The sequence below is a fragment of the Nitrososphaerota archaeon genome, assembly GCA_029785825.1.
Lineage (GTDB): Archaea > Thermoproteota > Nitrososphaeria > Nitrososphaerales > Gagatemarchaeaceae > UBA183.
On the sequence record JAFLYY010000001.1, the window covers coordinates 1,357,668 to 1,381,624 of the forward strand.

General features: G+C 60.9%; 27 protein-coding genes. 11 read left to right on the forward strand and 16 right to left on the reverse strand.

The features are described 5' to 3' along the window. Positions 1 to 2: 2 nt before the first annotated feature. Complete coding sequence (locus JRN21_07225; GenBank protein MDG6989102.1) at positions 3 to 1,163, reverse strand: thiolase domain-containing protein; 1,161 nt, start codon at positions 1,161 to 1,163, stop codon at positions 3 to 5. Positions 1,164 to 1,218: 55 nt separating this feature from the next. Further along, entirely contained in the window at positions 1,219 to 2,412 is a 1,194-nt protein-coding gene (locus JRN21_07230; GenBank protein ID MDG6989103.1) for an acyl-CoA dehydrogenase family protein, read from the reverse strand. A 110-nt stretch (positions 2,413 to 2,522) separates the two neighbouring features. Between JRN21_07230 and JRN21_07235 the strand changes: the two genes are divergently transcribed. Both JRN21_07235 and JRN21_07240 read left to right on the forward strand, forming a co-directional pair. Beyond that, a complete protein-coding gene (locus JRN21_07235; protein MDG6989104.1) occupies positions 2,523 to 4,511 on the forward strand; it encodes a 3-hydroxyacyl-CoA dehydrogenase/enoyl-CoA hydratase family protein in 1,989 nt (662 codons plus the stop codon). An 8-nt stretch (positions 4,512 to 4,519) separates the two neighbouring features. Beyond that, positions 4,520 to 5,713: an acetyl-CoA C-acetyltransferase gene (locus tag JRN21_07240; GenBank protein MDG6989105.1), complete on the forward strand. Its 1,194-nt coding sequence runs from the start codon at positions 4,520 to 4,522 to the stop codon at positions 5,711 to 5,713. Between the two features lie 2 nt (positions 5,714 to 5,715). On the opposite strand, the gene JRN21_07245 is transcribed toward JRN21_07240, so the two are convergent. After that, the gene (locus JRN21_07245; GenBank protein MDG6989106.1) at positions 5,716 to 6,861 is read right to left on the reverse strand and encodes a CoA transferase; all 1,146 of its coding nucleotides are present in this window, start codon (positions 6,859 to 6,861) and stop codon (positions 5,716 to 5,718) included. A 183-nt stretch (positions 6,862 to 7,044) separates the two neighbouring features. Between JRN21_07245 and JRN21_07250 the strand changes: the two genes are divergently transcribed. Further along, positions 7,045 to 7,224, forward strand: coding sequence for a hypothetical protein (locus tag JRN21_07250; protein MDG6989107.1), 180 nt, complete (start codon positions 7,045 to 7,047; stop codon positions 7,222 to 7,224). Between the two features lie 45 nt (positions 7,225 to 7,269). After that, positions 7,270 to 7,416, forward strand: a complete 147-nt coding sequence (locus tag JRN21_07255; GenBank protein ID MDG6989108.1) for a hypothetical protein — start codon at positions 7,270 to 7,272, stop codon at positions 7,414 to 7,416. Positions 7,417 to 7,419: 3 nt separating this feature from the next. Here JRN21_07255 and JRN21_07260 read toward each other — a convergent pair whose 3' ends face one another. The 3 genes from JRN21_07260 to JRN21_07270 form a co-directional block, all read right to left on the reverse strand. Further along, entirely contained in the window at positions 7,420 to 8,073 is a 654-nt protein-coding gene (locus JRN21_07260) for an MBL fold metallo-hydrolase (GenBank protein ID MDG6989109.1), read from the reverse strand. A gap of 13 nt (positions 8,074 to 8,086) precedes the next feature. Next, positions 8,087 to 8,668, reverse strand: coding sequence for a proteasome subunit beta (locus tag JRN21_07265; GenBank protein MDG6989110.1), 582 nt, complete (start codon positions 8,666 to 8,668; stop codon positions 8,087 to 8,089). A gap of 77 nt (positions 8,669 to 8,745) precedes the next feature. Next, positions 8,746 to 9,786 (reverse strand): RNA 3'-terminal phosphate cyclase, encoded by a 1,041-nt coding sequence (locus tag JRN21_07270; protein ID MDG6989111.1) that lies wholly within the window; start codon positions 9,784 to 9,786, stop codon positions 8,746 to 8,748. Between the two features lie 86 nt (positions 9,787 to 9,872). On the opposite strand from JRN21_07270, the gene JRN21_07275 reads away from it, so the two are divergent. Genes JRN21_07275 through JRN21_07285 form a run of 3 tightly spaced genes read left to right on the forward strand, consistent with a single transcriptional unit; the run spans position 9,873 to position 12,337 of the window. After that, complete coding sequence (locus JRN21_07275; protein MDG6989112.1) at positions 9,873 to 10,409, forward strand: nicotinamide-nucleotide adenylyltransferase; 537 nt, start codon at positions 9,873 to 9,875, stop codon at positions 10,407 to 10,409. Then, the gene (locus JRN21_07280) at positions 10,402 to 11,496 is read left to right on the forward strand and encodes an alanine--glyoxylate aminotransferase family protein (GenBank protein ID MDG6989113.1); all 1,095 of its coding nucleotides are present in this window, start codon (positions 10,402 to 10,404) and stop codon (positions 11,494 to 11,496) included. The genes JRN21_07275 and JRN21_07280 overlap by 8 nt, the downstream gene beginning before the upstream one ends. A gap of 37 nt (positions 11,497 to 11,533) precedes the next feature. Continuing rightward, positions 11,534 to 12,337: an FKBP-type peptidyl-prolyl cis-trans isomerase gene (locus tag JRN21_07285; protein MDG6989114.1), complete on the forward strand. Its 804-nt coding sequence runs from the start codon at positions 11,534 to 11,536 to the stop codon at positions 12,335 to 12,337. On the opposite strand, the gene JRN21_07290 is transcribed toward JRN21_07285, so the two are convergent. Next, a complete protein-coding gene (locus JRN21_07290) occupies positions 12,334 to 13,416 on the reverse strand; it encodes an iron-containing alcohol dehydrogenase (protein MDG6989115.1) in 1,083 nt (360 codons plus the stop codon). The genes JRN21_07285 and JRN21_07290 overlap by 4 nt on opposite strands. A 78-nt stretch (positions 13,417 to 13,494) precedes the next feature. Here JRN21_07290 and JRN21_07295 point away from each other — a divergent pair, with 78 nt between their 5' ends. The 4 genes from JRN21_07295 to JRN21_07310 all read left to right on the forward strand — a co-directional run bounded on the left by JRN21_07295 (position 13,495) and on the right by JRN21_07310 (position 16,072). Beyond that, positions 13,495 to 13,824, forward strand: a complete 330-nt coding sequence (locus tag JRN21_07295; GenBank protein ID MDG6989116.1) for a twin-arginine translocase TatA/TatE family subunit — start codon at positions 13,495 to 13,497, stop codon at positions 13,822 to 13,824. A gap of 67 nt (positions 13,825 to 13,891) precedes the next feature. Then, positions 13,892 to 14,710, forward strand: coding sequence for a preprotein translocase subunit TatC (locus tag JRN21_07300; protein MDG6989117.1), 819 nt, complete (start codon positions 13,892 to 13,894; stop codon positions 14,708 to 14,710). A gap of 178 nt (positions 14,711 to 14,888) precedes the next feature. After that, complete coding sequence (locus tag JRN21_07305; GenBank protein MDG6989118.1) at positions 14,889 to 15,602, forward strand: hypothetical protein; 714 nt, start codon at positions 14,889 to 14,891, stop codon at positions 15,600 to 15,602. A 104-nt stretch (positions 15,603 to 15,706) separates the two neighbouring features. Further along, positions 15,707 to 16,072 carry an XdhC family protein gene (locus JRN21_07310; protein ID MDG6989119.1) on the forward strand — a complete coding sequence of 122 codons (366 nt, stop codon included), beginning with the start codon at positions 15,707 to 15,709 and terminating at the stop codon, positions 16,070 to 16,072. A gap of 34 nt (positions 16,073 to 16,106) precedes the next feature. Here JRN21_07310 and JRN21_07315 read toward each other — a convergent pair whose 3' ends face one another. The 9 genes from JRN21_07315 to JRN21_07355 form a co-directional block, all read right to left on the reverse strand. Continuing rightward, the gene (locus JRN21_07315; GenBank protein ID MDG6989120.1) at positions 16,107 to 16,484 is read right to left on the reverse strand and encodes a molybdenum cofactor biosynthesis protein MoaE; all 378 of its coding nucleotides are present in this window, start codon (positions 16,482 to 16,484) and stop codon (positions 16,107 to 16,109) included. A 152-nt stretch (positions 16,485 to 16,636) separates the two neighbouring features. Beyond that, positions 16,637 to 17,650, reverse strand: a complete 1,014-nt coding sequence (moaA, locus tag JRN21_07320) for a GTP 3',8-cyclase MoaA (protein ID MDG6989121.1) — start codon at positions 17,648 to 17,650, stop codon at positions 16,637 to 16,639. A 189-nt stretch (positions 17,651 to 17,839) separates the two neighbouring features. Beyond that, positions 17,840 to 18,610, reverse strand: a complete 771-nt coding sequence (locus JRN21_07325; GenBank protein MDG6989122.1) for a hypothetical protein — start codon at positions 18,608 to 18,610, stop codon at positions 17,840 to 17,842. A gap of 235 nt (positions 18,611 to 18,845) precedes the next feature. Further along, positions 18,846 to 19,277 (reverse strand): hypothetical protein, encoded by a 432-nt coding sequence (locus tag JRN21_07330; GenBank protein ID MDG6989123.1) that lies wholly within the window; start codon positions 19,275 to 19,277, stop codon positions 18,846 to 18,848. Beyond that, positions 19,278 to 19,688 carry a hypothetical protein gene (locus tag JRN21_07335; GenBank protein MDG6989124.1) on the reverse strand — a complete coding sequence of 137 codons (411 nt, stop codon included), beginning with the start codon at positions 19,686 to 19,688 and terminating at the stop codon, positions 19,278 to 19,280. It lies immediately after the preceding gene. Then, positions 19,685 to 19,930: a hypothetical protein gene (locus JRN21_07340; GenBank protein MDG6989125.1), complete on the reverse strand. Its 246-nt coding sequence runs from the start codon at positions 19,928 to 19,930 to the stop codon at positions 19,685 to 19,687. Before JRN21_07340 ends, JRN21_07335 begins: the two co-directional genes overlap by 4 nt. Before the next feature lie 127 nt (positions 19,931 to 20,057). After that, complete coding sequence (locus tag JRN21_07345; protein MDG6989126.1) at positions 20,058 to 21,071, reverse strand: FAD binding domain-containing protein; 1,014 nt, start codon at positions 21,069 to 21,071, stop codon at positions 20,058 to 20,060. Between the two features lie 11 nt (positions 21,072 to 21,082). Next, complete coding sequence (locus JRN21_07350; GenBank protein ID MDG6989127.1) at positions 21,083 to 23,512, reverse strand: xanthine dehydrogenase family protein molybdopterin-binding subunit; 2,430 nt, start codon at positions 23,510 to 23,512, stop codon at positions 21,083 to 21,085. Next, complete coding sequence (locus JRN21_07355) at positions 23,512 to 23,940, reverse strand: (2Fe-2S)-binding protein (GenBank protein ID MDG6989128.1); 429 nt, start codon at positions 23,938 to 23,940, stop codon at positions 23,512 to 23,514. The genes JRN21_07350 and JRN21_07355 overlap by 1 nt, the downstream gene beginning before the upstream one ends. Positions 23,941 to 23,957 lie beyond the last annotated feature (17 nt).

The following is a 23,957-nucleotide window of genomic DNA, read 5'->3' on the forward strand; positions in this document are numbered from 1 at the left end:
GGTCAGTCCCTCGAGAGTATCGTCACGTAGGCGTAATGACCTGTCCCTCCGATGTTGTGGGCCAGCCCCACGCCGTGCTTGATAGGCGCCTGGTGGCGCCCTGCCTCGCCTCTGAGTTGCTTTGTGATCTCCACGGCCATCGAAACCCCGGTCGCCCCTATGGGGTGCCCTTTGGCCTTGAGCCCGCCATCGAGGTTTACCGGGATCCTCCCGCCGAGTTCCGTCTCACCCTCGCGGACCATCCTGGCCCCTCCCCCCTTCTCGCAGAAGCCCAGGTCTTCGTAGGCCATCAGCTCCGCGATGGTAAAGCAGTCGTGCGCGGTGGCGACGTCGATTTCTCGGGGGGATACTTTGGCCATGGCGTAGGCTTTCGACGCGGCTGTGACAGCCGCGCGGAGCCCCACATAGTCCTCCCTCCTGCTCAGGTTGGCGGTGTCCGAAGAATAGCCGACCCCCCTTATCCAGACAGGGGTGTCGGTGAGGGTCTTGGCGACAGCCTCCGATGCTAGCACCACGGCCGCCGAGCCGTCGGAGAGAGGACAAGCGTCGTAGAGCTTCAGCGGCCACGCAACCATCTGCGAACCGAGCGCCTTCTCCAGGGTGATCTCTTTCTGGAACTGCGCCAGGGGATTCATTGAACCGTAGCGGTGCGCCTTCACAGATATCCTGGCGAGGTCCTCCTGGGTGGTGCCGAACTTCTTCATGTGGGCGACGGCGTAGAGGGCGTAGTAGGCTGGGAAGGTCATCCCGTAGTTCTCGAACTCCCAGGTGTAGGAGCCTGCCCTCCCGATGAGCTCCACCGAAGTCGGGGTGTCGACCTCGGTCATCTTCTCGACCCCCACTGCCATGGCCACCTCGGTCTCCCCGCTCACGATGCTGTTGTAAGCAGCCTTCACCGCGGCGCTCCCACTGGCGCATGCTGCCTCCACCCTCATGGTCCCCGCCCCGCTCAGCCCAGCGTACTCGCCTACTACGACCGCGGGGAGCGACTCCTCATACCATCCACCGGCGCTGCCGACCACGACGTTGCCGATGTCCTTCCTGTCGACCCCGGCATCGTCGACCGCCTGCTTTATCGACTCGAACGCGAGCTCCCCCAGGTTCACGTCGGTCCTCCGCCCGAACCGGCTGTGACCTATCCCCACGACGGCGACGCGGCTCAAGTCTGCCTTTCCCTTCGAAGTCCTACCCTTATTTCAAGTTCCCAGCGAAGTGAGGCTACTGAAGGACCCCCATCTCCTTCGCCACTTCCTTCATGATGGTCAGCCTCTGGATGTCGTTGGTCCCCTCATAGGTCTTGATGATCTGCGAGTCCCGGAGGACCCTCTCGACCTGGCTGTCGGTGGACACCCCGTAAGCTCCCATTATCAGCATGGCCATGTGGGCGTTCTTCTCGGCTGCCTCCGTCGCGGTTATCTTCGCGATCGAGGACGCCTTGATGAAGTCCTTCCCCTTCTTCGTGAGGGTGGCTGCCCAGTAGGTGAGGAGCCTCGCCGTATGGACGGCAGCCGTCATCTCTGCAATCTTGAATTGGACCTGCTGGTAGCTGAGCAGATAATTGTCGAAGGTCTGCCTCTGGGTAGAGTAGTTCAGCGCGGCTTCGAGGGCGGCCTGGGCGAGGCCCGTTCCCTGGGCGGCTACTCCCACCCTCCCGTGGTCGTAGCAGGTCAACGCTATCCTCACCCCTCTTCCCAGCTCGCCGACTATGTTCGTCTCCGGGACCTCGAGGTTATCGAAGACCAGCTCCACCGGCTGGTCCCCCCGTAGCCCTATCACGTCCGTCCTCTGCCCGACGTTGAGCCCGGGCATCCCCTTCTCCGCTATGAAGGCGGTTATCCCGTGGTGCCTCTTTCCCTCCTCCTTGGGGCTGGTTCTGGCGAATATGAGGAAAGTCTCAGCCTTGTCGCCGTTGGTGATGAACATCTTCTTCCCATTGATGACGTACTTGTCCCCCGCCTTCTTCGCGCTGGTCGAAATCGCCGCGACGTCCGAGCCAGTACCTGGCTCTGTCATGGCATGGGCGGCTATCCTCTCCCCCCTGGCTATGGGGACCAGGTACTTCCGCTTCTGCTCCTCGGTCCCGAAGAGGAAGAGTGGGGTAGAGACGAGGTAGGTCGCACCCACCACCGCGGAGAAGGCCGCCGAGAAGCGGGCAATTTCTTCTGTGGCTATCACGAGCGAAAGGTCGTCGCCGCCCCCTCCGCCGTACTCCTCTGGGAAGGGGACGCCAAAAAGGCCCAGCTCCGCCGCCCTCTTTACCAGCCTCATGTCCATCTGGTTGTCCCGGTCTATCTTCTGGGTGACCGGCGCCAGCTCCTTCTCGGCGAACTCCCGCACGGCGAGCCGGAAGGCCTCCTGCTCTTCTGTCACAGAGATGTTATAGTCAGATGAAGTCGGGGACAGGGTGCTCATGGCTCGGTCGCCCGAGTTCGTCGAATATTAAGGGGTATCCCACCAGTAACCTCCATTTCCAGTGGAAAGGGAATTAAGTGGCTCTGTGGCGTCCACTGTCCCGAGAGAAGATGGCAATCACAAAAGTCACTGTGGTAGGGGCGGGGGACATGGGGCACGGCATCGCGGAGCTCTTCGCCGTGAACGGGTTCGACGTGGTACTGGTGGACAAACTCCCCCAGGCCATCGACAGGGCGAAGGCTAGGATTTCGGCTAGCCTCGATAAGATGGTTGAGCGGGGGAAGATCGGCCGGGAACAGGCGGACGCGACCCTGCGCCGGCTCACCTATTCAGGGAACACGGGAGAGGGGGTGTCCGGGTCCGACCTAGTGGTCGAAGCCGTCCCTGAGTCGCTAGAGCTCAAGAGGTCCGTCCTCAAGGAGATAGGCGAGGCCGCTCCTCGCCGAGCCATCATCGCTTCCAACACCTCGAACATCAGGATCACCGACCTTGCTGAGGCCGTCCCTGGCCCGGAGAGGGTCGTCGGTATGCATTTTTTCAATCCTCCTATGGTGATGAAGCTCGTCGAAGTCATCCCAGGGGCCAGGACCGACGACGCAGTCGTGCAGCAGACGGTCGACGCCTGCCAGAAGGTGGGAAGGACGGCGGTCAGGGTCATGAAGGACAGACCGGGGTTCATCGTGAACAGGATTAACGCGGCTGACACGCTCTTCTTCTGCCTCGTGCAGGACAGGAAGCTCGCCACGCCAGCGGAGGTCGATTCGTTCGCCAGAGGGCAGGGGCTTCCCATGGGCCCCTACGAGCTCGTGGACTTCGTCGGGGTTGACGTCGCAGCGGACTCCCTCGCGTACTTCGCGGGGTCTATTTCCCCAGAGTACGGGAAAGGGAGGACTTTCGGAGAGATGCAGAAGCAGGGGCTCCTCGGCAAGAAATCTGGGAAGGGATTCTATGACTGGTCGACAGGGAGGGCGCAGATTCCGAAGGCGGAGCCCACAGGTGCGATATCCATCATGGACGTATTCGCGCTCGAGATCAACGAGTCGGTCAAGCTCATCGAAGAAGGGGTGGCGGCCCCGGGAGACATAGAGAAAGGGGTAGTCCTAGGGATGAACAGGCCATTCGGTCCCATCTCGGTCGCCAAAGATCTCAGTAATGCGGAGGTGAAGTCCAAGCTGGAAGAGCTTGCCTCGAAGTTCGACTGCGCCATCTTCGCCCCTGCGAAGTCAATCGCAGAGGGGAGAATGAGGGAAGCCATCGACGGGCGGCTTCAGGCGGTCCAGGCCCCCGCGGCACCCGACGCAGTGCCGCCTCCTCCCCAGAGTGGGGGCGGGGTGCTGAGGCTAGAGAGGCTCCCCGGCGGGGTAGCGAGGGTGGTGCTGGGGAGGCCTAGGCTCAACCTAATCAACGGCGAGGTCCTCGCCGAGCTGGACAGGGCTCTAGACGCAGTCCAGCTCGACCAAGATATCCGCGTGGTGATTGTGACGGGGGAAGGGGGGGTCTTTTCAGCCGGGCTTGAGCTCACGCAGTACGTCCCGGGAACGGTGGCGATGATGGATTTCGCAAGGAAAGGAGAGAGGGTGATGAAAAAGTTGGCCGACCTCCCCAAGCTGACGATCGCCGTCCTGAAGGGATACGCTCTCGGGGGAGGGATGGAACTGGCGCTGGCCTGCGACCTGCGAGTGGCGACCTCAGACGTGGAGATAGGGTTCCCAGAGTTGAGCAGGGGGCTCGTCCCGGCATGGTCTGGGACACAGAGGCTCCCCCGCCTTGTAGGGCTCTCGCACGCGTCGTCCCTGATACTCACAGGGGAGAGAATCAAGGGGGGGCGGGCGTACGAGATCGGCCTGGTAAACAGGGTTGTGCCGGACGGCGACCCGGACGAGTTCGCCAAAGCATTCGCTTCCCAGCTGGCGGCATCCCAGGCCCCGGTGGCGGTCACACTGGCAAAGAGGCTCCTCAACAAGGCGGCAGAGGCATCCCCCGACGTCGGCCTGGAGATGGAAGCCATGGCAGCAGGGGTGCTCTTCGGGACCGACGACCTGAAGGAAGGGTTCTCAGCCTTCCTCGGGAAGAGGAAGCCCGAGTTCAAAGGGAAGTGAGCACGGGCATGGCTGAGATTCGTGAGGTGTACGTAGCCGACTACCTGAGGGTCCCCTTCTCCAGGTCCCGGCCGGGCCAGCCCGAGAGAGACGTCTACAACTCCGTCAGGATGGACCAGGCCCTCGGCCTGCTCATACGCCGGCTGGTCGAAAGGTCGGCACTGAGGCCGGAGGACATCGGAGACGTCGTCACAGGGTGCGCGTTCCAGACGGGCGAGAACTGGCTCTATGGGGGAAGGCACCCCGTGCTGCTGGCCGGGCTCCCGGTGACGGTCCCGGGGCTGGCCATGGACAGGGCGTGCGCGTCTTCGATGAACGCCGCGGCCGAAGGGGCGATGGAGATAATGACAGGGAACTCGGAGCTCGTCCTGGCTGGAGGGATGGAGCACCTCACCCACGTCCCGATCTCCAACAACCCCGCCCTCGCCCCCAACACCAGGCTTCTCACCAGACCAGAGTACATGAGGTATCAGATGAGCACAGGGTACTCCATGGGTCTCACCGCCGAGAAGCTGGCGGAAGAGGAGGGGTTCTCCAGGGAAGAGATGGACAGTTACTCGCTCGGGTCGCACGTCAAGGCCGCAAAGGCGCTGGACGACGGCTGGTTCAAGGGAGAGCTGATGGAGATGAAGGTCGAAGTGTCGGGGGAGGAACGGGTCGTCGACGCCGACCAGAGCATCAGGAGGGACACGACGATCGAACAGCTGGCGGGCCTGCAACCATCGTTCAAGTCCGGGGGACTCATCACAGCCGGGAACTCGTCACCGCTCAATGCCGGCGCATCCATGGTAGTCCTCGCCTCGAAGGACAAGCTTCAGGAGCTCGGGGTCGAGCCCCTCGCACGGATAGTGTCCATGGGGTGGGCAGGGGTTGACCCGAGCGTGATGGGGAAGGGTCCTGTCCCCGCGTCCCAGAAGGCCCTCGCCAGGGCCGGGATGAAGCCGGAACAGATCGACCTCTGGGAGATCAACGAGGCGTTCGCGGTCGTGGTGCTATACGGGATGCGCGAACTCGGTCTTGACCCTGGCAGGGTGAACGTCAACGGAGGCGCCATAGCCATAGGGCACCCGCTTGGCGCGTCGGGCGCGAGGCTCGTCGGGACCCTGGCCAGGGAGCTGAAACAGACCGGGAAAGAACGTGGGATGGCGACACTCTGTGTGGGGGGCGGGCAGGGGTTCGCGATCCTGATGCAGCGGGCGTAGCCTTACTCTATCGCGCCGCTCGCTTTCAGCCTGGAGACCGTGGAAGCGGCGTACCCCAGAGCCCTCATCACAGAGAGGGTGTCAGCGCCAAGATCCGGTGCGGGCGTGAACGGTTCCCTCCGGATGGCGGGGGTACCCCTGAGCGGGCCGTTGAGGACCTGGCCGTCCTCCCTGATTTCGACGAGCATCTTCAGGGTCCTCGCCCAGTCGCTCTTCAGGGCTTCCTCCACCGTGAGGACGGGGGTCGCACAGGTATCCCTCCCCATGAGCAGCTCCGACCACTCGTCCCTCGTCCTGCTGGCGAACACCCTCTTGAGCTCCGAGGTTGCGAAGGCCCTCTCCTCCTTGGTCCCAAACCTCTTGTTCTGCAGCTCGGGGACCCCCAGGGCTGTGACCAGGTTTCGCCAGAAGACCTCTTCGATGGCCGCCACTGCAACGTACCCGCCATCGGACGTCCTGTAGACGTTGTAGTACGGGGTCGAGCCGAAGACCATGCTGTGCTTCTCCCTCGGCGCCTTCCCGGTCGCGAGGTATGCAGCCGCGGGTATGACCATCCATGAAAGAAGCGAACCTACTATGGGGACGTCCAAGAAGATGCCGCGCTGCCGCCCGGCGAGGGCACCCAGTATCCCCAGGGCGGCGTACATCCCTGACGCCACGTCCCCAAGCTGGAGGAGCGGGACCTCGGTCCCCTTCGAATATGCCATGGTCCCCGCCATCGCCTGGAAGTTGATGTCGTGGCCAGGCATGGCGCTCAGCCTGCTCTCCTGGCCGTAGGCCGAGATCGAGCAGTAGATTATCCTCGGGTTCAGCCTCTTCACGCTTGCGAACGAGAACCCGAGCCGGGACATGGCGCCAGGCCTGAACCCTTCCATGAAGACGTCGGCGGTCTTCAGTAGGCGGCGCATGACCTCTTTCCCCTCGGGGGACTTCAGGTCGATGCCGATGCTCTTCTTGTTCCTGTTGACCGTCGCGTGGACGGGGCTCCTCCCTCCCTTTGTGGGAGGGGTCGCCCTCATGTAGTCACCCAGGCCGGGCTGCTCGATCTTGACGACTTCGGCTCCCATGTCGGAGAGGAGCATGGAGCAGTACCCGCCCGGGAGGAGCCTGGTGGCGTCGACCACCCTCACCCCTTCAAGGAAGCTCATGTGACCCGGGGGAGAAGCAGCTCAGATAAAGGCTAAATCCGCGGTGCGTCCTGCGAGCCCTGACGATGAGGTGAACGCCGTCCCAGTCATAGCCCGGAGTAAGCTCCCGGACAGATGATGAACTCGCGACGAAACTGAGTCAGACATTCTAAGTTTAGATAGAGTGACGCTCCATGCCGGAAGGTGAAGTCCGTGAAGGTCCACGACGACACTCACAAGGCCCTCAAACTCCTCAAAACGAGCAGGAGGAGCGCCAGCATAGACCAGGTCATCCGGGAGATGATCAGGGCTTCGACCGGGGCTCCGGTGGGGAGGGGCGAGCGAGCGGGCTCTGAGGAGCTCACGAAGTACCTCGGCCCCTGACCGGCAAGACAGAAATACGAACCGCGGGGAGCCCGGAAGCCGTCCATGGCAAAATTCGACGGCATAGTAGGGAAGTCCCTCCTCACGGTGGAAGAGAACGAGAATGAGTTGACCCTGGTCTTCGGGGACAACAGGTTCCTCTTCGTCCGGCTGGAGAACGGGAAGCTCCACTCCGAAAGCGTCCCCGAGTAGGGCCTACTCTTCTTCGAGAATCTCTACTTTTTTGTTCCCGCCGACCAGCACCCTGAACCTCTCGGCGTCCGCCATCGTCCCCACGATTTTGCCGATGTGCATCGGCACCAGAGCCTTCGCGCTGATGGAGGCCGCCGCTTCAGCCGCCTCCTCGGCGGTCATCACGTAGGTACCTGAGACGGGGAGGAAAGCAACATCCACGTCCAGGCTCTTCATTTCGGGGATGAAGTCGCTGTCTCCCGCGTGGTAGAACCGCGTCCCGTCCAGCGTCACCACGTACCCGACCTTCCTGTCTTCCTTCGGATGGAAGACCTTCCCCGGCTCCCTGAACTTGTTCAGGTTGTACGCTGGGACTGCTTCTATCTTTACTCCGCCCGCATCCAGGCTCTCCCAGGGTTTGACGATCCTCTTCTGCTGGCCGAACGCTCTGAGAGGACCTTCGCACTGCTCGGGGGCGACCATCAGGGTAGACTGCTCCGCGAACCTTCTGATGTCCTCGTTGCTCAGATGGTCAAAGTGCTCGTGGGAGACGAGGAGGACATCGGCGGCATAGTTCCCCTTCGTCTTGAAAGGGTCCAGCACCACCGTCTTCGAACCCTGCAGAACGAAAGAGTCGTGGCCGAGCCAGTGGACTTTGACTCCCTTGTATGTCCACAACCGGGACCGCCCCTTAGAGGTTTACCCCTTCCTCTTTGATTCCTGACTTGTCGATGGTCAGGATGTCGATGCCGTTTCCGCTCATGGCGTCCCTGGCGACGGCTGCCTTTATCGCGGCCACGGCGAGGTCCCGCGCCTCTTTCTGCGTCATACCCGGGCTGTATCCTGCCTCCACGACGCCGATCGCGGTCTCCTCCCCGGTCCCCACGGTAGCGTACTGGTCAGAAATCACGCTCCCGAGCGGGTCCAGGACGTAGACCACCGGTCTGTCTCCCACCCCTCCCAGTATCACCTGGGTAAGGAGAGGAGCGTACCTGTTCTGGAACATCAGCGTCGACATCAGCTTCGCCACCGAGTTCGGTTTCATAGACCTCTGCGACTCCAGCTCCCTGAGTTTGGAGTAGACGGCCACCTCCTTGACGAGGTTCTGCATGTCGGCCACCATTCCTGCGCACACCGCCCCCACGCTGTCCGTGATCCTGAACACCTTCTTCCCTGATTTACTCCTCACGAAATTCCCGAGCGTGATCCTCCTCTCAGCTCCCAGGACCACCCCGTCCTTGTAGGCGATCCCCACGGCTGTGGCTCCTGGCATATATTGCTCGTATGACATGGAATCGTTTCTGGCTGCTTGAACCCGTCCTTTTAGACATTGTGCCTTTTGCGGCGACGTCACCGGTTCTTGGGGTCGACCTCGACAAGCACGCCGTTCCCCTCTCGTTCGGCCTTCCACTGGCACCCGGTGAACTGCGACGCGAGGCGCAGCCCCGTTTCGAGGTGAGAAGTCAGGGCAGGCACCTTGACCAAGGACGGCCCGGCCGCGAGGGAGAGCAGGGGAAGGAGCATGTCAGCCAGATTGGCGTCGAGGCACCCGCCGGACTCCTCGGCGGCGGCAAACCCTCTGGCAGCTTCGTGCCCTACGTCCTCCGCGGGCTTCCCCTTCGCACCGATCGAGTCGGAGCCGATGATGACCCCCTCCCCTGCCCTGTAGACGAGCACCGAGGTTCCCGGAGAGTCGGACGGCCCGTCGAGCGCCTCCGCCTCATCCACGGCTATGCCCCTCCCAGAAAGCTCTGCGGCCGCGGCGGCCGACTGGCGCTCGGCCACCTCTCTGGGGAGCCCTCCGCACCTGCTGACCACCTTAGCCGAGGATACGGCCCGCCTCGAGACGAGGGTCAGGGGGACGACCCCTCTGCTCGGCTCGACCTCGGCGGTCACCTCCCCTCCGCCCCTCGGGTAGTACCCTCTCCTTGCCGCCTCCACCCTCGCGCTGATCCCCACCGCCCTGTATCCCTCGGCTGCGACGCGCTGGAAGTAGTCGAAGGTAGGGCTCCAGGGCACGTCAGTCCCCCCCACCAGTTTAAGCGAGAGCCTGGCGCCGCTCAGGGCAACAGCTGGAATCACCGCCTGTAGGACCAAGGTTATGCTGGCGGCCGTCCCCGTGTCCAGCTGCATCCTCTCCTGGACGGGTTCCCCCGGGACGAAGCTCACCTCCGGAGACCCTTCTCTCGCCCCCTCCAACCTGCCGGAGAAGGCCCCGGCCAGCACCCTGAGGGAAGTCACGTGCTGCCTCTTGAGGCCAGGGACGTCTCTCCCTGCCCTGATCCTGGCGATTTTGACCGGGACCTTCTTGATAGCGGAGAAGGCGACGGCCGTCCTGAGTATCTGACCTCCCCCTTCTCCCTGGGAACCGTCGACTTCGACGAACTCCACGTCTCCCGGCCCCCCGGCAGCGACGGTTAAGCTCTGGCTCGGCTTTTCTTAAATAGACCAAGCCGGGCCGGCCGAACGAAACCGGAATGCGCGTCGGTGTATTCGTCGGCCGCTTCCAGCCGTTCCACCTCGGTCACCTCGAGGCGGTCAGATACGCCCTGAAAAGGGTAGACTACCTCTATGTCGTGGTCGGGTCTGCCCAGCGAAGCCACGAGAGGAACAATCCGTTCACTGCCGGGGAGAGGATCGCGATGGTCAAAGGCGCCCTGGACGGGAACGGCATCGACCCTTCGAAGTGGATGGCAATCCCAATCCCTGACGCAGACTCGCATTCGCTCTGGGTCGCCACGGTGGTCTCGATGGTCCCCCGGTTCGACGCCGTCTTCACCAACGACGCCCTCACCTTCCTCTTGTTCAAGGAGGAGGGGTTCGACGTCAGTTCCGTCCCCTACCTAGACAGGCAGAAGTACTCGGCCACTAACGTCAGAGACAGAATCCTTGAGCAGAAGGACTGGGAGAGCCTCGTCCCGAAGGAGGTGGCGGAGCTGGTCAAGAAGTTCGGAGGGGTGGAGAGGGTGAGAGCACTTATCCGGAAGGACCTGACGGGTGTCAAGCATGGATAAGCAGAAGCTGATTATGCTGCCGGGGCCCACCAACGTCTCGGAGCGGGTCATGCAGGCGATGCTCAGACCTGTGATAAACCACAGGGGGGACTCGTTCAGGGAGCTCTACAAGGGGGTCCTGGAAAAGACGAGGCAACTCTTCCAGACGCAGGGCGACGTCGTGGTGCTGTCGTCGTCTGGGACCGGCGGGGTCGAAGCAGCAGTCTGGAACCTCATCCGCCCTGGAGACGTCGCGATCGTCCCCGTGTTCGGGGAGTTCAGCAAGAGGCTGGCCGAGACGGTCGAGATGGCGGGGGGTGAAGCGGTGCAGGTGGCATCCGAATTCGGCACGGCCCCGACCCTAGAACAGCTGAAGGCGGCCATGGACAAGGCTGGAAGCTTCAAGGCGATGTTCCTCGTGCACAACGAGACGAGCACGGGGGTGGCGGTCCCGTACGTGGAGGAGGCAACGAAGGCGGCCAGGGAGCACGGAGCCTTCGCGGTGATAGATGCGATTTCGAGCCTGGGAGGATACGCCATCCCGGTGGACCGCTGGGGAGTAGACGTCTGCATCACAGGGAGTCAGAAGTGCGTCGCCGCCCCCCCGGGGCTCGCCCTGCTTTCGGTGAGCAGCAGGGTCAGCGAGTTCCTGGAAAGCTCCCCTTCGAAGACCAGATATTTCGAGATCACAAGATATCTCGAATACGGTAAGAAGGGGGAGACCCCCTTCACGCCCGCCCTCCCGCTCTACTACGCCCTGGACGAGGCCCTCGAGGAACTCATTGAGGAAGGGCTTGAGAAGAGGGTACAGAGGCACGACAGGATGTCGCAATTGATCTATGACGGCATGGCGGGGCTCGGCCTGAGCGCCGTGGCCGAGAGGTCGGTGAGGTCGAAGACGGTGATTGCCTCGTACTACCCGAAGGGGATAGACGACGCGAAGTTCCGGAGGTCCCTGTCTCAGGAGAAGGGGGTCGTGATAGCCGGGGGGTTCGGGCCGTTCGCTGGCAGGGTGTTCAGGGTGGGGTGCATGGGGCAGATAAACGAAGGATACGTCAAGACCACGGTAGAGGCGGTCCGCGACACCCTCGCGGCGTTCGGCGGCTGAAACTCTTTAAACCCAACCTGGAGGCTGGTCGAAGCCGATGCCGCTAGACAAAGGGACGCTGATATTCGCCAACTACACCGCCTACGTGAAGGACACGGGCGAGGGGATCGAATCCACCGTCGAGTCGGAGGCGAAGCGCCTCAAGATATACGAAGAGTCGAGGAAATACGAGCCCAGGCTCGAGGCAGTAGGCGAGGGGTGGCTCATATCCGGCCTGGACTCGGAGGTCGCGAAGCTGTCGGTGGGGGACAAGAAGCAGATAGAGCTCGCCCCTGAGAAGGCTTTCGGCAACAGGGACCCGACTCAGCTCCGGATGGTCCCGCTCCGCAAGTTCGGCGAGAGAGAGCACGACCTCGCAGTCGGGGATTCGGTCGAGATCGACAACAGGGTAGGCATAGTCAGGTTCATCGGATCGGGGCGAGCGCAGGTAGACTTCAACCACCGGCTGGCCGGGAAGTCGATAATCTACGACTTCGAAGTGCTCCGGAAGGTGGAGACGGACGACGACAAGGTGAGGGCGCTGATCGACAGGAGGCTCGCCGCCGACGGAGGGACCCCCGGCTTCCAGCTTGCCGACGGCAAGGTGACGGTGACGATACCCGAGGGGCTGTTCCTGGTTGAAGGGCTGCAGATCATCAAACGAGGCATTGCGAACGACGTGTTCAAGTTCGTCCCGACGGTCGCCGCACTTAGCTTCGTGGAGAGGTTCAACAACGAGAAGGCCAAACAGACGGAACCTCCCAAGGAGGCAAAGCCTGCAGAACCCCCGACGGAGGAGAAGCCGACGGCACCTGAGAAGCCCCGGAGGAAGAAGGCCGGAGCCGCTGCAAAGGCGCCTTAGATAACCCCTGTAGCCTTCGCCAGCGCGGCCGCGCGCTTCTCGTCGAGCTTCTTCGTCGAGAGTATGGTGAACCTATCCGGACGGATTGAGCTTGCTTTCACCAGAGACCGGATTATGTCAGCGTCGCTGACTCCTATCGCCGAGGCGTCGACGGGCGCCCCGACGTTTCTCAGCGCCGACCTCACCCTCCTCCAGTCGAGCCCGTGGAGCTTGGCCATCATTATGGTCCCGATGCCGCACTTTTCTCCGTGAAGCCCCGAAGTAGGGGCCAGGATGTCGAGGTAGTGGCTGAAGAGGTGCTCCGAACCTGAGCAGGGGCGGGAGCTACCTGCTATCCCTGCCGCCACTCCCGTGCTTATCAGCGCCTCCACCAGTTCCCTGACGCTCTCGGTCCCGAACTTCCCAATCATCCGGGACCGGTCGAGAACAACGCCGGCGCTCATCAGCGCCAGGCTAGCGGAATACCCGCCGTAGTACTCACCCGTGACCTTCTGCGACAGCTGCCAGTCCTTCACTGCGGTCAGCTTCGACACAAGATCCCCACACCCCGAGGCAAGCAGCCGCCTGGGAGCCGACGCTATCACCCCGATGTCTGCGAGAATCCCCACCGGCGGCTTAGCCATTACGGAGTACGGCCTGTCCAACCCCTTCAGCGAGGCGAAGGGGCTCGAGATCCCGTCGTGGGAGGCGCTGGTTGGGACCGAATAGAACGACACCCCCAGCCTGAACGCCGCGAGCTTCCCGACGTCGACGCTCTTCCCTCCTCCCACCCCGATGATGCAAGCCGACATGGACGCCGCGCGCTCGACCTTCCGGACGTTGCCCAGGTCCGCAGCCGTGACCTCCACCCAGAGGGGGCTCCCACCGAGGGCCGAGTCTATGGAGCCCTTCACCTTGGAGGCGACGTTGGACCCGGACGCGACGACGACCTTCTTCTTCCGGGCCTCGTCTCCGACGAACTCGCCGAGGCGTCCCAGGACCCCCTCGCCGATGAGGACCCTGTTAGGGAGTTCCATGAGGTGATAGCCAGGCTCCACGTTCAGGGACGCCAACGGCCGTGGTTTAAGGCCGCTTCTCATGGGTCCCCGGTCTCCCGCCGGTTTGTCGCACCCGCGACGGTTAAATAGGAGCCTCTTGTTTAGAATAATGAAGAGCTAATGATTGGAAGCATAACCGACTGGGGCATCCTTGCCGTCGTGGTCATCGTTCTCTTCGGGGGCGCGAAGAAGATCCCTGAACTGGCGCGCTCCATGGGCAGAGCGATGGGCGAATTCAGGAAGGGACAGGCCGAGCTGGAGAAGGAAGTGGCAGAGCTGCGGACCTCGACCGACTTTACAGGTGCGGTCAAAAGCACGCCCCAGCAGCCGGTGAAGGAAGTAGCTCCACAGGCGCACCAGCCAATCAACGAAGACAGAGAGTACTCGCGCAGGCGCATATCGCAGCTCGAGGAAGAGCTGAAAGAGCTCAAAGAGAAGGCCGGCGCGTAGCTGCGCAGGCAGCCTTTAGAGAACGGAGTTAAGGGCCATCCCTCGGTGCGTCCGCAAGGGGATGAGCTTGTCAGCCGCTAAGCCTGAGTCAGACCGGAGGGAATTACCGTTCCTCGAACACATAGCCGAGCTGATTCGCAGGTTCCTCATCTCGCTCGCCTCCTTCTTCGTGTTCTTCGTTCTCTTCTTCATTTGCAAGCCGGTATGGGTCAGGCTTGGGTCGGTCACGGTATTCTATCCGTTTCCAGACCTGTTTCATAGTTTCACCACAGAGTTCTTCAACTTCGCGAAGCAGCAGCTCCTCCCTCCGCACATGCTTCTGATCAACCTGAACGCGTTCGATACATTCGTAGCGATCCTTTACACGGCGATGGCGCTGGCCGCGATCTCCTCATCACCCGTCTGGATCTATGAAACGGCGTCCTTCATCGGACCGGCGCTCAAGCCCAGGGAAAAGAGGACGCTACAGTTGATTCTGATCCCTGCAACCGGCCTCTTTCTGGCCGGCGGCTTGTTTGCCTACAAGATTGTTTTGCCCGTCATCTTCAAGTTCCTGTATCTGTTCACGCTGTCTACCGGGGTCGAACCCACCCTGGGCGTAGGGACGTTCGTCTCGACGGTGATAGCATACATAGTCGCGCTGGGCCTGTCTTTCGAGATTCCCATAGTCATGATCGCCGTCAGCTACGTGGGACTTGTCTCCTACGAGACATGGTTGAAGAACTGGAGGTATGCCATCGTCGGCTCTTTCGTCTTAGCGTTGCTCATCTCACCCGGTGCGACAGGAGGCATCATAGAGGTCACGACCGGGCTAACGCTTTCGGGCTTGTTCTTCGGCGGGGGCCTGGTGTCCAGGGCGCTGGTTCTGCGGAGACGGAAGCAGTAGACGACGGGGGACCTGGTCGAACCGTCGCGCGTGTCCAAGGACACGTCTCTTGACTTTTGCTGCGTCAAGGGCCGCGGAGGATGTCTTGACCTCGGCCTTTCGGTCCGGGCCGACGGAGGGGTTCAGGCTATGACCGACCCCGACGAGCTTATACGACCCCTACACGGCGAACGGCACTGTGACCGAGGAGGAAGACGTTGACAAAACCAGGAGGAGGGTGTTCGCCAAGTTCCTGCCTCACCTTGCCGTCACGGCAATCGGAGTCGGCGTCTTCTCGTCCCCCGTCCGCCTGCTTTCTTCGGCGGTGGAGAGATACAACAAAGCGACGGAAGAGACGACGAAGAGGCTGAATGACCTCCTTCCCCTCCTTCCCTGGCTCGAGAGCCTCCAGCTGAACGTGGAGGGGCCCCGCACAGTCTCGCTGGTGATATCAAAGGAAGACATGGGTAGCAGCGTGGAGCAGTACCTCATCAGGAGGTTCAAGAACGATGGAGCCGACGGCGCGATGTTCGGGGAACCTCCGGGGAGCCGCGAAAAGGCCGAGTTCGAATATGCCCTGCGTCTGCCGACCAAGAACGTCTACGCGAAGGTCTCGAGAACATTCACCGTGCCGGACAGAGAACGCTACCTGGAGATCGCGAGGCGTCTGAACCCGTCAGAGGTATGGCTGTTCGTCAACAGCGGGGAGGATGTGGACGAGCCGATGGACCCGGTCTTCGTCGGCGAAAACGCGGTCCTGCGCGGGAGGCTGAAGTCCGTCACGACCGCAGAGATGTTGTCAGAGTTCTTCGGGAAGGAGTTCGACGTCGTGGTAGAACCTCAGGACGATGGCTCAGACAGGGTCGTGCTCCACATGAAGACCCACCAAGCTAGGAACGAGCTGACGGCATAACCCAGCACGAGTTGCCCGTCGCCCCGGTCTTGCTTCGGCCGCGCATTCGCATAGAAGGCCTGGCGGCGAGAATTAAATAGGCCCGGAGGAGCAGAAGCTCAGGGTTGAAACAGTTCGAGTTTGCGCGGGTGGTGGCCGGCCTGGTCGAGAAGGGGCAGCCCTTCGCGGTGGCGACCGTGGTTAAGACCGCGGGGTCCTCGTTGGGGAAGCCCGGTTTCAAGACAGTCATCTCGAAGGACGGCGACGTCCTCTACGGGTCTCTGGGAGGCGCGTGCCCCGAGTCGGCCCTGGCTGCGACCGCGAAGCAGACTCTCGCGAGCGGCCACCCGAAGACGGTGACCGTGTTCCTAGAGGACACAGAGAGGTCGGTGGCAAGTGCGTTCCGCGTAAAGGGCGAGGATGAGATACACGTGGAGACCAACTGCGGCGGGGAGATGCAGGTTTACGTGGAACCGTATCTTCCGAAGTAGAGACGTGCGCTCGTCAGCCAGGACTCCGGACCGGTCATTTCTTGATTGGGACGCCTTCTACCCAGCGACCCTTCCCTCTGATCCGTTCCCTCTTCCAGAGCGGCAGTGTCGTCTTTATTCTGTCGATAGCGTACCTGCACGCTTCGAACGCGTCGGCCCGGTGCTCTGAGGAGACCGCGACGACGACGCTCGCCTCGCCGACCCTTAGGAAACCCTCCCTGTGTATCATGGTGAGCTGCTTCACCGGCCACTTCGTCCTGGCCTCGGCCTCGATCTGCTTGAGTCTTTTTTCCGCCATCTTCGAATAGGCCTCATACTCCATGGCGTCCACATCGCCCGCCTTGCTCTTCATCCGGACAGTCCCTATGAATACGACTGTGCCTCCGGCGCCCCTGTCGGCGACCTCGGCCATCACTCCTGCGGGGCTGATCCTCCGCCTGGCGATTCTCGTAACTGAGCGCGCCAGCCTATCCTCCCGCTACAGGCGGGATTACGCCTGTCTCGTCTCCCTCGGCCATGGGCGCCGGCGCGTTGACCAGGGCATTCACAGCCGCCATGCGACATCTAGCCTCCCACGGCGTTCATGTTCCTCGGCTTCTCCCATCCGCCTTTGATCCACGGCATGTGCCCCACGCCTTCCGGCTTTTTGCTCACGACGCCTTTCATGAACCTGGCGAGCTCCGCGTCCGACCCTCCTCTAAGGAAGGGTTTGAGGTCGTAGTACTGCGTGTCGAAGAGGCAGGAGAGCAGCATCCCATCTGAAGTCAGCCTGATTCTGTCGCAGTCGTCGCAGAACGGGTCGCTCATAGGCGTTATCAGTCCGAGCCTCCCTCGGTCGCTGCCGATGGACCAGAGTGAGGCGGTCTTCCCCATCTCCCTGCCCATGGGTCTGAGGTCATAGGAGCTTTTCAGGGCCGCTATGATGTCCTTCCCCGCCATGACGGCGTCGGGGGACCAGACTCCCAGCCCGTCCAATGGCATAAACTCGATGAACCTTATCGACAGCCCCCTGGAGTGCGCATAGTCGACCAGGTCGACGATCTCGTCGTCGTTGTAGCCCCTGAGAGCCACTGAGTTGACCTTGACAGGATCCAGTCCGACCCGGAGCGCCTCCTCGATGCCCTCCAAGACCCGCGGGAGGGCGTCCACGCCGGAGATCTTGCTGAACCTGTCCCTCTTCAGGCTGTGGAGGCTTACCGTCACCCCCTGCAGGCCCGAGTCCTTGAGCAGGTGGGCCCTCTGCTTAAGGAACCAGCCATTGGTAGTCATGTCGAGGGTGTCGACCCCATCGATGCGGGAGAGCCTGGCAACGAGGGCCTCCAGATTCCGCCTCAAGAGCGGCTCCCCACCAGTTATCCTGATGCCGTCTATCCCCAGCCCCGACAGCATGCGCGCGGTCTTTTCGACTTCGTCGAACGTCAGTTGGTCGGCTTCGGGCAACCACTTCACCTTGCTCTTGTCGGGCATGCAGAAGAGGCAGGCGAAGTTACACCTGTCAGTCACGGAGATCCTGAGCTTCTTAGCAACTCTGCCTTTGCTGTCGACAAGTCGGTCAGCCGCAGGCACTACAAGGGTCAATCAGGGAGAACTCCTGCATATGGCAAAAAAACATTGCTCGGCAATGTAGTGCATTCCTGTCGCGGAGCCCCCGAGTCCTGGCCGCTCGTGCACTGGCTAAGCTTAGGCCGCGGCAGAGCGCGAGCGTTCAGCGTATCACCTGAGTACTCCAACACCGCAAGCTGCCCTTGTAGACGGACCCTTTTCGTCCTACTTTATGCTGTAGTCCGGTCTGATTCTCAGATATAGCATCCCGTAGAACAGGGAAATCAGCACCGCTGCAGTAGGACCGTGGAGGGACCGCAGAAGGGCCTCGAACCCATAGGAGTTTAGACCTAACAAACCGAACGGACCGATGGGTGAAATCGACCCGAGGAGGTATAGGCCCAATACTCCCTGGAATATCACCACAGCGGCCAACACCCAGTACAGGACTTTTGCCTCCAGGAACCTAGCGCTGAACAGCCATTGCTTCAGGGTCAGCCTCTTCGTCGCGATCCTCGCAACCTCGAGGACGACGATGCCTATCCCGGTTGCAATCAGGAGCGTCGCGAACAAGGAGTGGAGGTTGAGTGCGAACGGAAGTGTCGCACCAGTCAGGAGCTTCATAGGCGTGAAAATCTCGGGTGAGGCAATCATCGTGCCGGTGAGGTACGAGCCGCCTACTTCCAAGAGGAACGCTATCTTCAGAGCCATCTCCAGGCCTATGGTCTTGGTTATTTTGACCGGCTCTGTCGAGGCGCGCCTCGGCACGAAGAACCTAGTCACGTAGTGGATCGCCATCAGAATCACAGCAATCAGGTATATGTCAGCTTCAAAGGAGAACGGATACCTGTAGACTGCCGTTTCGAACGAGGTCGCAGGGAGGACAATCCCTTCGTAGAATACACCCAGGGCGAGGATAAAGAGTCCAGAAACCGTCAGTCTTGTTTTCATCCAGCGCATTTGTACGGCGGTCTGAACGGCACCAGAGGTGTTCATTCCGACCTAACCAGTTGGGTTAGACGGCTATTAAATCGTTTTGAGTGCAGAGACTTTGTCAATCTGTCAGCGATATGTCCCCTCTTGACCTGACTCGCTCCACCGCTGCCGAACAATGCGCATCAGAGCTGACCGGGGGCGACATTATGCCGTCACGACCGCACCATAGAAACCTGCCGAACGAGCCTATCGTTGACTCAGCGACGTCGGTCTTTTCGTCATCGCATCGTGTAATCTAGGAGATAGAAAGCATCTTCGACTTCCCGTCGTAGGTCACTTTGAACTTGTCGAGGAATGACCTTCCGAGGACCATGTCGTATGGCAACAACAAGGACGGCTCCATCTCCAGTGAGACCGCTGTCACATCCTCAACCGCAAGGTGGCCGATCGAAACCCGCTTCAGCCTGACCATGATACCACGTTCCACTCCTCTGAAGGACATCAAGTAGGGCGCCTTTTGGGGGAAGACCTCCCTCCACTCCCTGGCTCTGTTGGCGACGTCAGAATACCCCAAGAACACAGCGTCGTTGGCGAACATCAGGCAGTGGGTGGAGTTGAAGTCTACCAGGGCAGAAAGTTCTCTTGTGCGGCCGCCTGTCCCGGCAACGCGACACATGACCAGCATCGGATCCTTGACCTGGAATGTCAGCTTCTTGCTGCCGAACACTCAGCTCACCTTCGTTAGCCGCAGCAGTCTGTGATCCCAGTCGAGACTGACTACGGCGTGCTTCAGTAGGCTCTGACCGATAACCGCTTCAAACCCGATCTCCTGGGGGAGGTCTATTGCCGCGAATTCCACCCTTTCAAAAGAAAGGCCGCCTATCTCCACCGCCTCAACCTCGAAAATGACCGTCTTGCTGAAGCCTCCTGCCGTCATCAGGGTCCGTGCGTTAGGGGGGCCGACCGTCTCGTGCTGGAACGCCACCTCTGGATGGCCGAAGATGTACGCGTCCCCCTTGGGGACGATACAGTACTCATACACCGGGTCCACAAGTGCTCTGTACTCCCGGGCCTTGGAGTTGGACCCCTTCACCCTGACGAAAAGGGAAGGGAACCTTCCCAACTCGAATTCCGTCAAAGGAGCATCGGATAAGGCGCTTCACCGGTGTAGAATATGCAGATGTCGGGGTACTTCATCAAGCCGGATCTGAGTCTGAATCTGTCTACGTCCTGACCCACCACCTTTCCCTTGGAAGGTTGGGAGTTGGCGTCCCGGGCGGTGACCAGAATAGCCACCCAGCGGTTCTTGTACTTCCCGGTAATCTGGTCGAGGGTGAGGTCCTCTGGCTCATTTCCACCCTGAGGCTGACCCGCACTCAATCTACGTCAACCCAGATGGGCAGAGAGGACGACATTCACGATACCCTGCGCTCTAGAGCCTCTTAAGGAGTTGCCGACAGTTGGAGAGGGTTGCTCCCCATCCTCAGCCGTCAACGAGGTCGCGCGCCTAGCTCAGCAGCGTCAGCGCCTTACTCACGGCGCCCTGGGCTAGGAACACCCTGAAGGAGTTACCTGTGCCAGTCGTGAGCGGGGTCGCCCCTTCGACCGCCTTCGCGGCTGCCTCTTGAATCGTGCCGGTCGTAAGGCTCTGCCCGACGAGGAATGACTCCGCGGCCGTCGCCCTATGTGGCGCGACGTCGACCCCTCCCAACACCAAGCTGGCGTGGGAGATGGTGCCGCCACTGATGGTGAGCACAGCCGCTGCGCTAGCGAGTGCGAAGTCGAAGGACTGCCTTGCGCGCACCTTGTACCAAGAACTCACGGAGTTCGCAGGAAGCACTGGGACATGAATCTCTGTAATCATCTCGTTGTGCTGGAGTGAGTTCTCCTTTACCTTCCCCCCTACTATGGCTACTCCTGGGAGGAGCTGGCTGATTGGCATGTTGGTGGTCCCGTTCGGGCCTTGCACGGTGACGTCCGCATTCAGCGCGAAGTATGCTACTGGCGTGTCGCCAGGGTTGACTGCAAATGTCAGCCTACCGCCGAAGATGGACTGATAATATCTGTTGTCGCCCAGGACGCCGTAGCAGACGTTGCCGCCATTTTGCCAGCAGGGATAGTTGTTTCTCAGGTACCAACACCAAGTGTCTTGGATGATGTCGCCGGCGGCTGTTGCTTGGTTGCGAATCTGGGGGGCGGCCACGGTGGCCGCGGCCTGACTCAAAACCGCGTAATACTGCGCTATGTTCGGGTCGGAAGCGATGGCTGAGACGGGCGTGGTGGCACCGATTCTGAGCCCATCGGTGGCATCATATTTTATGTAATTGAGAGGGAGGCTTGAGATGTCGATCACATATTTCGGGGTCTTGTATGTCACACCATTTTTCATCGAGTAGAGGAGATCCGTGCCGCCCGACACAATCCTAGCTTGGTCGCCATACTGTGTCAGGAAGGAGACCGCCTCCGCAGGCGTGCTCGCCGTGAGCAGGCCGAATTTTGGTACTTCGTTGTTGCTACTCAATTTCTCACCCTCTATGATGTCGTGCTCGACGTCGTGCCCGATGCGCCGTTGGGGTTGCTATTCATCCATTGTATCGCCTCTACCACGTCCTCGATGCGGACAGGGGTCTTGTGGAACCTGTACCCGCCCAAGGCGTTGCTGAGGGCATTGATGAAGGAGATGTCAGCCGCGATGATGCAGTTCTCGCCTATCCCTGTTGCGCCGAATGGGCCCGTGGGGTCGATGTTCTCCACGGGGATTACGTTCGCCGAATCGGGATTCTCGTATATCGTGGGTATCTGGTAGTCATGGTAGTTCGGGTTGAGCCAGCTCCCTGAAGTGGGATAACCCGGCTTCACAGTAACGTTCTGGCTGGGGTCGTTCAGCAGCTCTTCGAAGAAGGCCGAGCCGATTCCCATCACCGAGCCGCCCATCATCTGGTGTATGGCGCCCTTGTAGAAGATGGTCCTGCCTAGGCCCAGAGCGAAGGTGTGACTGATGACATGAACCACCGCGGTCTCGGTGTCCACCTCTACCTGGGCGAACCTAGCTCCGGTTGACCTGTAGGCTACGTTGAATGGGATCTGCCATACCCCGAACCCCTTGATTGAGCTCGTGAGTAGAGCCGCGGCGTCTTTGAAGGAGATGCTGTTCGTTGGGTTCGTGGTGTCATAGATTGTGTCGTTTCCGAAGGCGAGGTTGTTTGCGTTTGCATTCAACTGGCTCGCCACTATTGGGAACCACTGGTTCTTGAGATCCTCTACGGCATAGAGCAGAGAGTGGGAGTTGTGCGTGGACTGGCTTCCTGCTGTCACGCTGGCGTTGGTCGTGTACTTCGTGTCTGACTGAATCAGCTTGACATTGTCCATCGAGGTGAGACCGAGCGCCTCTGATGCGATGAGGGGGAAGGTTGTGTTGCCGCCGGCGCCGTGGTCGGTGAGGCCGATGTATACGGTGACTGTCCCATCGGGGTCGACCTGCACCTGCGACGTGGATGGAGGGAAGGGAGAACCCTTGGAGGCATTCTGGATGCACATCCCTACTCCGACCCTCTTGGTGCCGTTGACGGAGCTGGGGACGCCCCACCCTTTCCACAGGTTGCTCCAACCGAACGCTTGCATTGCTTCCTGGAGCGCCTGCGGTTGTGCTATGGTGGTATATGGCAGGTTAGCAAAGGGCTCGACTGCGTTCGGAGCCTGCCTCATGTTCTTGAGCCTGAACTGGGCGGGATCCATGTTGAGCTTGTGCGCCAGCTCGTCGATGGCGGACTCCATCAGGAAGTGGCCTTGCTCTTCACCGACGCTCCTCATTGCCGCCCCGTTCGAGTAAGCGTCTGTGGTCACTGGGATGCTGTAAAAGCGCATGTTTGGACAGTTGTATGCGTTGTAGAAGTCGCCGACCGCGTCTGCTCCCTGGGCACCGCCGCGTCCTCCGACGTTGGCTGTGTACACTCCGTCGATGGCTACCAAGGTACCATCGTTCATCGCGCCCAGCCTGAACGTAGCCGACAACGGCCACCTGTTCGTGGTAGTGCGCGCGTGCGTGAGCCTGGTGTGGACGAATTTCACCGGGGCGCCAATCTTCTGCGCAAGTACGGCAGCCAGGACGTATTCCTCTCCGGAGGACTTGTTCCCAAGGCCGTTGCCCAAGGCACCGCCGTCCTCATAGCCACCCAGTGAAGTGCTGACCCTCACGTCTGTAGCTGGGATTGCGAAGTACCCCGCCAGCAGCTGCTGGACGGCCCACGCGAACTGGGTGGAGGCGTTGACAGTCAACTGTCCCCCTGTCCAGTAGGCTACCGCTCCTCTAGGAAAGATCTCGAAGTGCTGTTGTATCGAGGTGTTGAATGTGTCTTCGTAAACGACGTCGGCGTTTGCAAGCGCAGTGTCTACGTCACCCAGATTCAAGGTGAGCGTCCCCGACGTCACCGCCCCGTTTTCGCCTACGCCACCACCGGGGACGTTACCGCCCGGCCAAAGCTGCGGAGCTGTTGCCTGAAGCGCATCTTGGGCGTCGAAGACGTATGGGAGTTGTTCGTACTCTACCTGAATCAGGTTCAGGGCGTCCACCACCTCGTTCGCGGTGGGGGCAGCCACTACCGCCACGGGCTGGCCAGGGTACAGCACCTCGCTGCTGACCAGCGGCGGATAGGCTCTGGCCCCAGCGCCAAACAGGGCACCGACCGGAAGATCAGACTCCACGAGAGTCACATATCCAGCAGCTTGAGCCGCGCTGACGTCTATGCTCGTCACCTTGGCATGAGGATGCGGCGCGACGAGGAAACCAGCGTACCACATGGTACTTTGTCCTATGTCGCTAGGACCTATGTCGAGGGTGTACTTCCTCTGACCAGTCACCTTCGCGTATATGTCGCGTCGAGTGACCGCCTGGTTGCCCACCAGATTGAATTTGGCGTTAGGGTCCAGGTTGTTCAGGCCGCTGCTCTGGGGTTTGCTACTCATTACGCGCTACCTCCCTGAAGATTCTGCGCCGCCAGTTGGATGCTGGCGATGATTCCGTCGTAGTTTCCGCACCTGCAGATGTTCCCGCTCATCGCAGTCTTGATCTCGTCCAAGGTGGGGTTCGGATTGCTCAACAGGAGGGCAGTCGCAGACATAATCTGTCCCGGTTGGCAACCGCTGCATTGCCCGCCGTCTTCCTGTACCCAAGCCAACTGCAGAGCGTTGAGGACTCTACTTTCAGCGCTCGCAGGAATGTTGTACCCCTCGACCGTGACGATTGAGTGTCCAGCCGCACGATATGCAGGGTATGTGCACGACATATAGGGAACGCCATCAATCAAGACGGTGCACCCCCCGCATTCTCCTCTGTTGCAGGGCCGCTTGGTGCCTATCAGACCAAGGTCATCCCGAAGCACATTGTTCAACATGTCTCTTGGCTCCACGC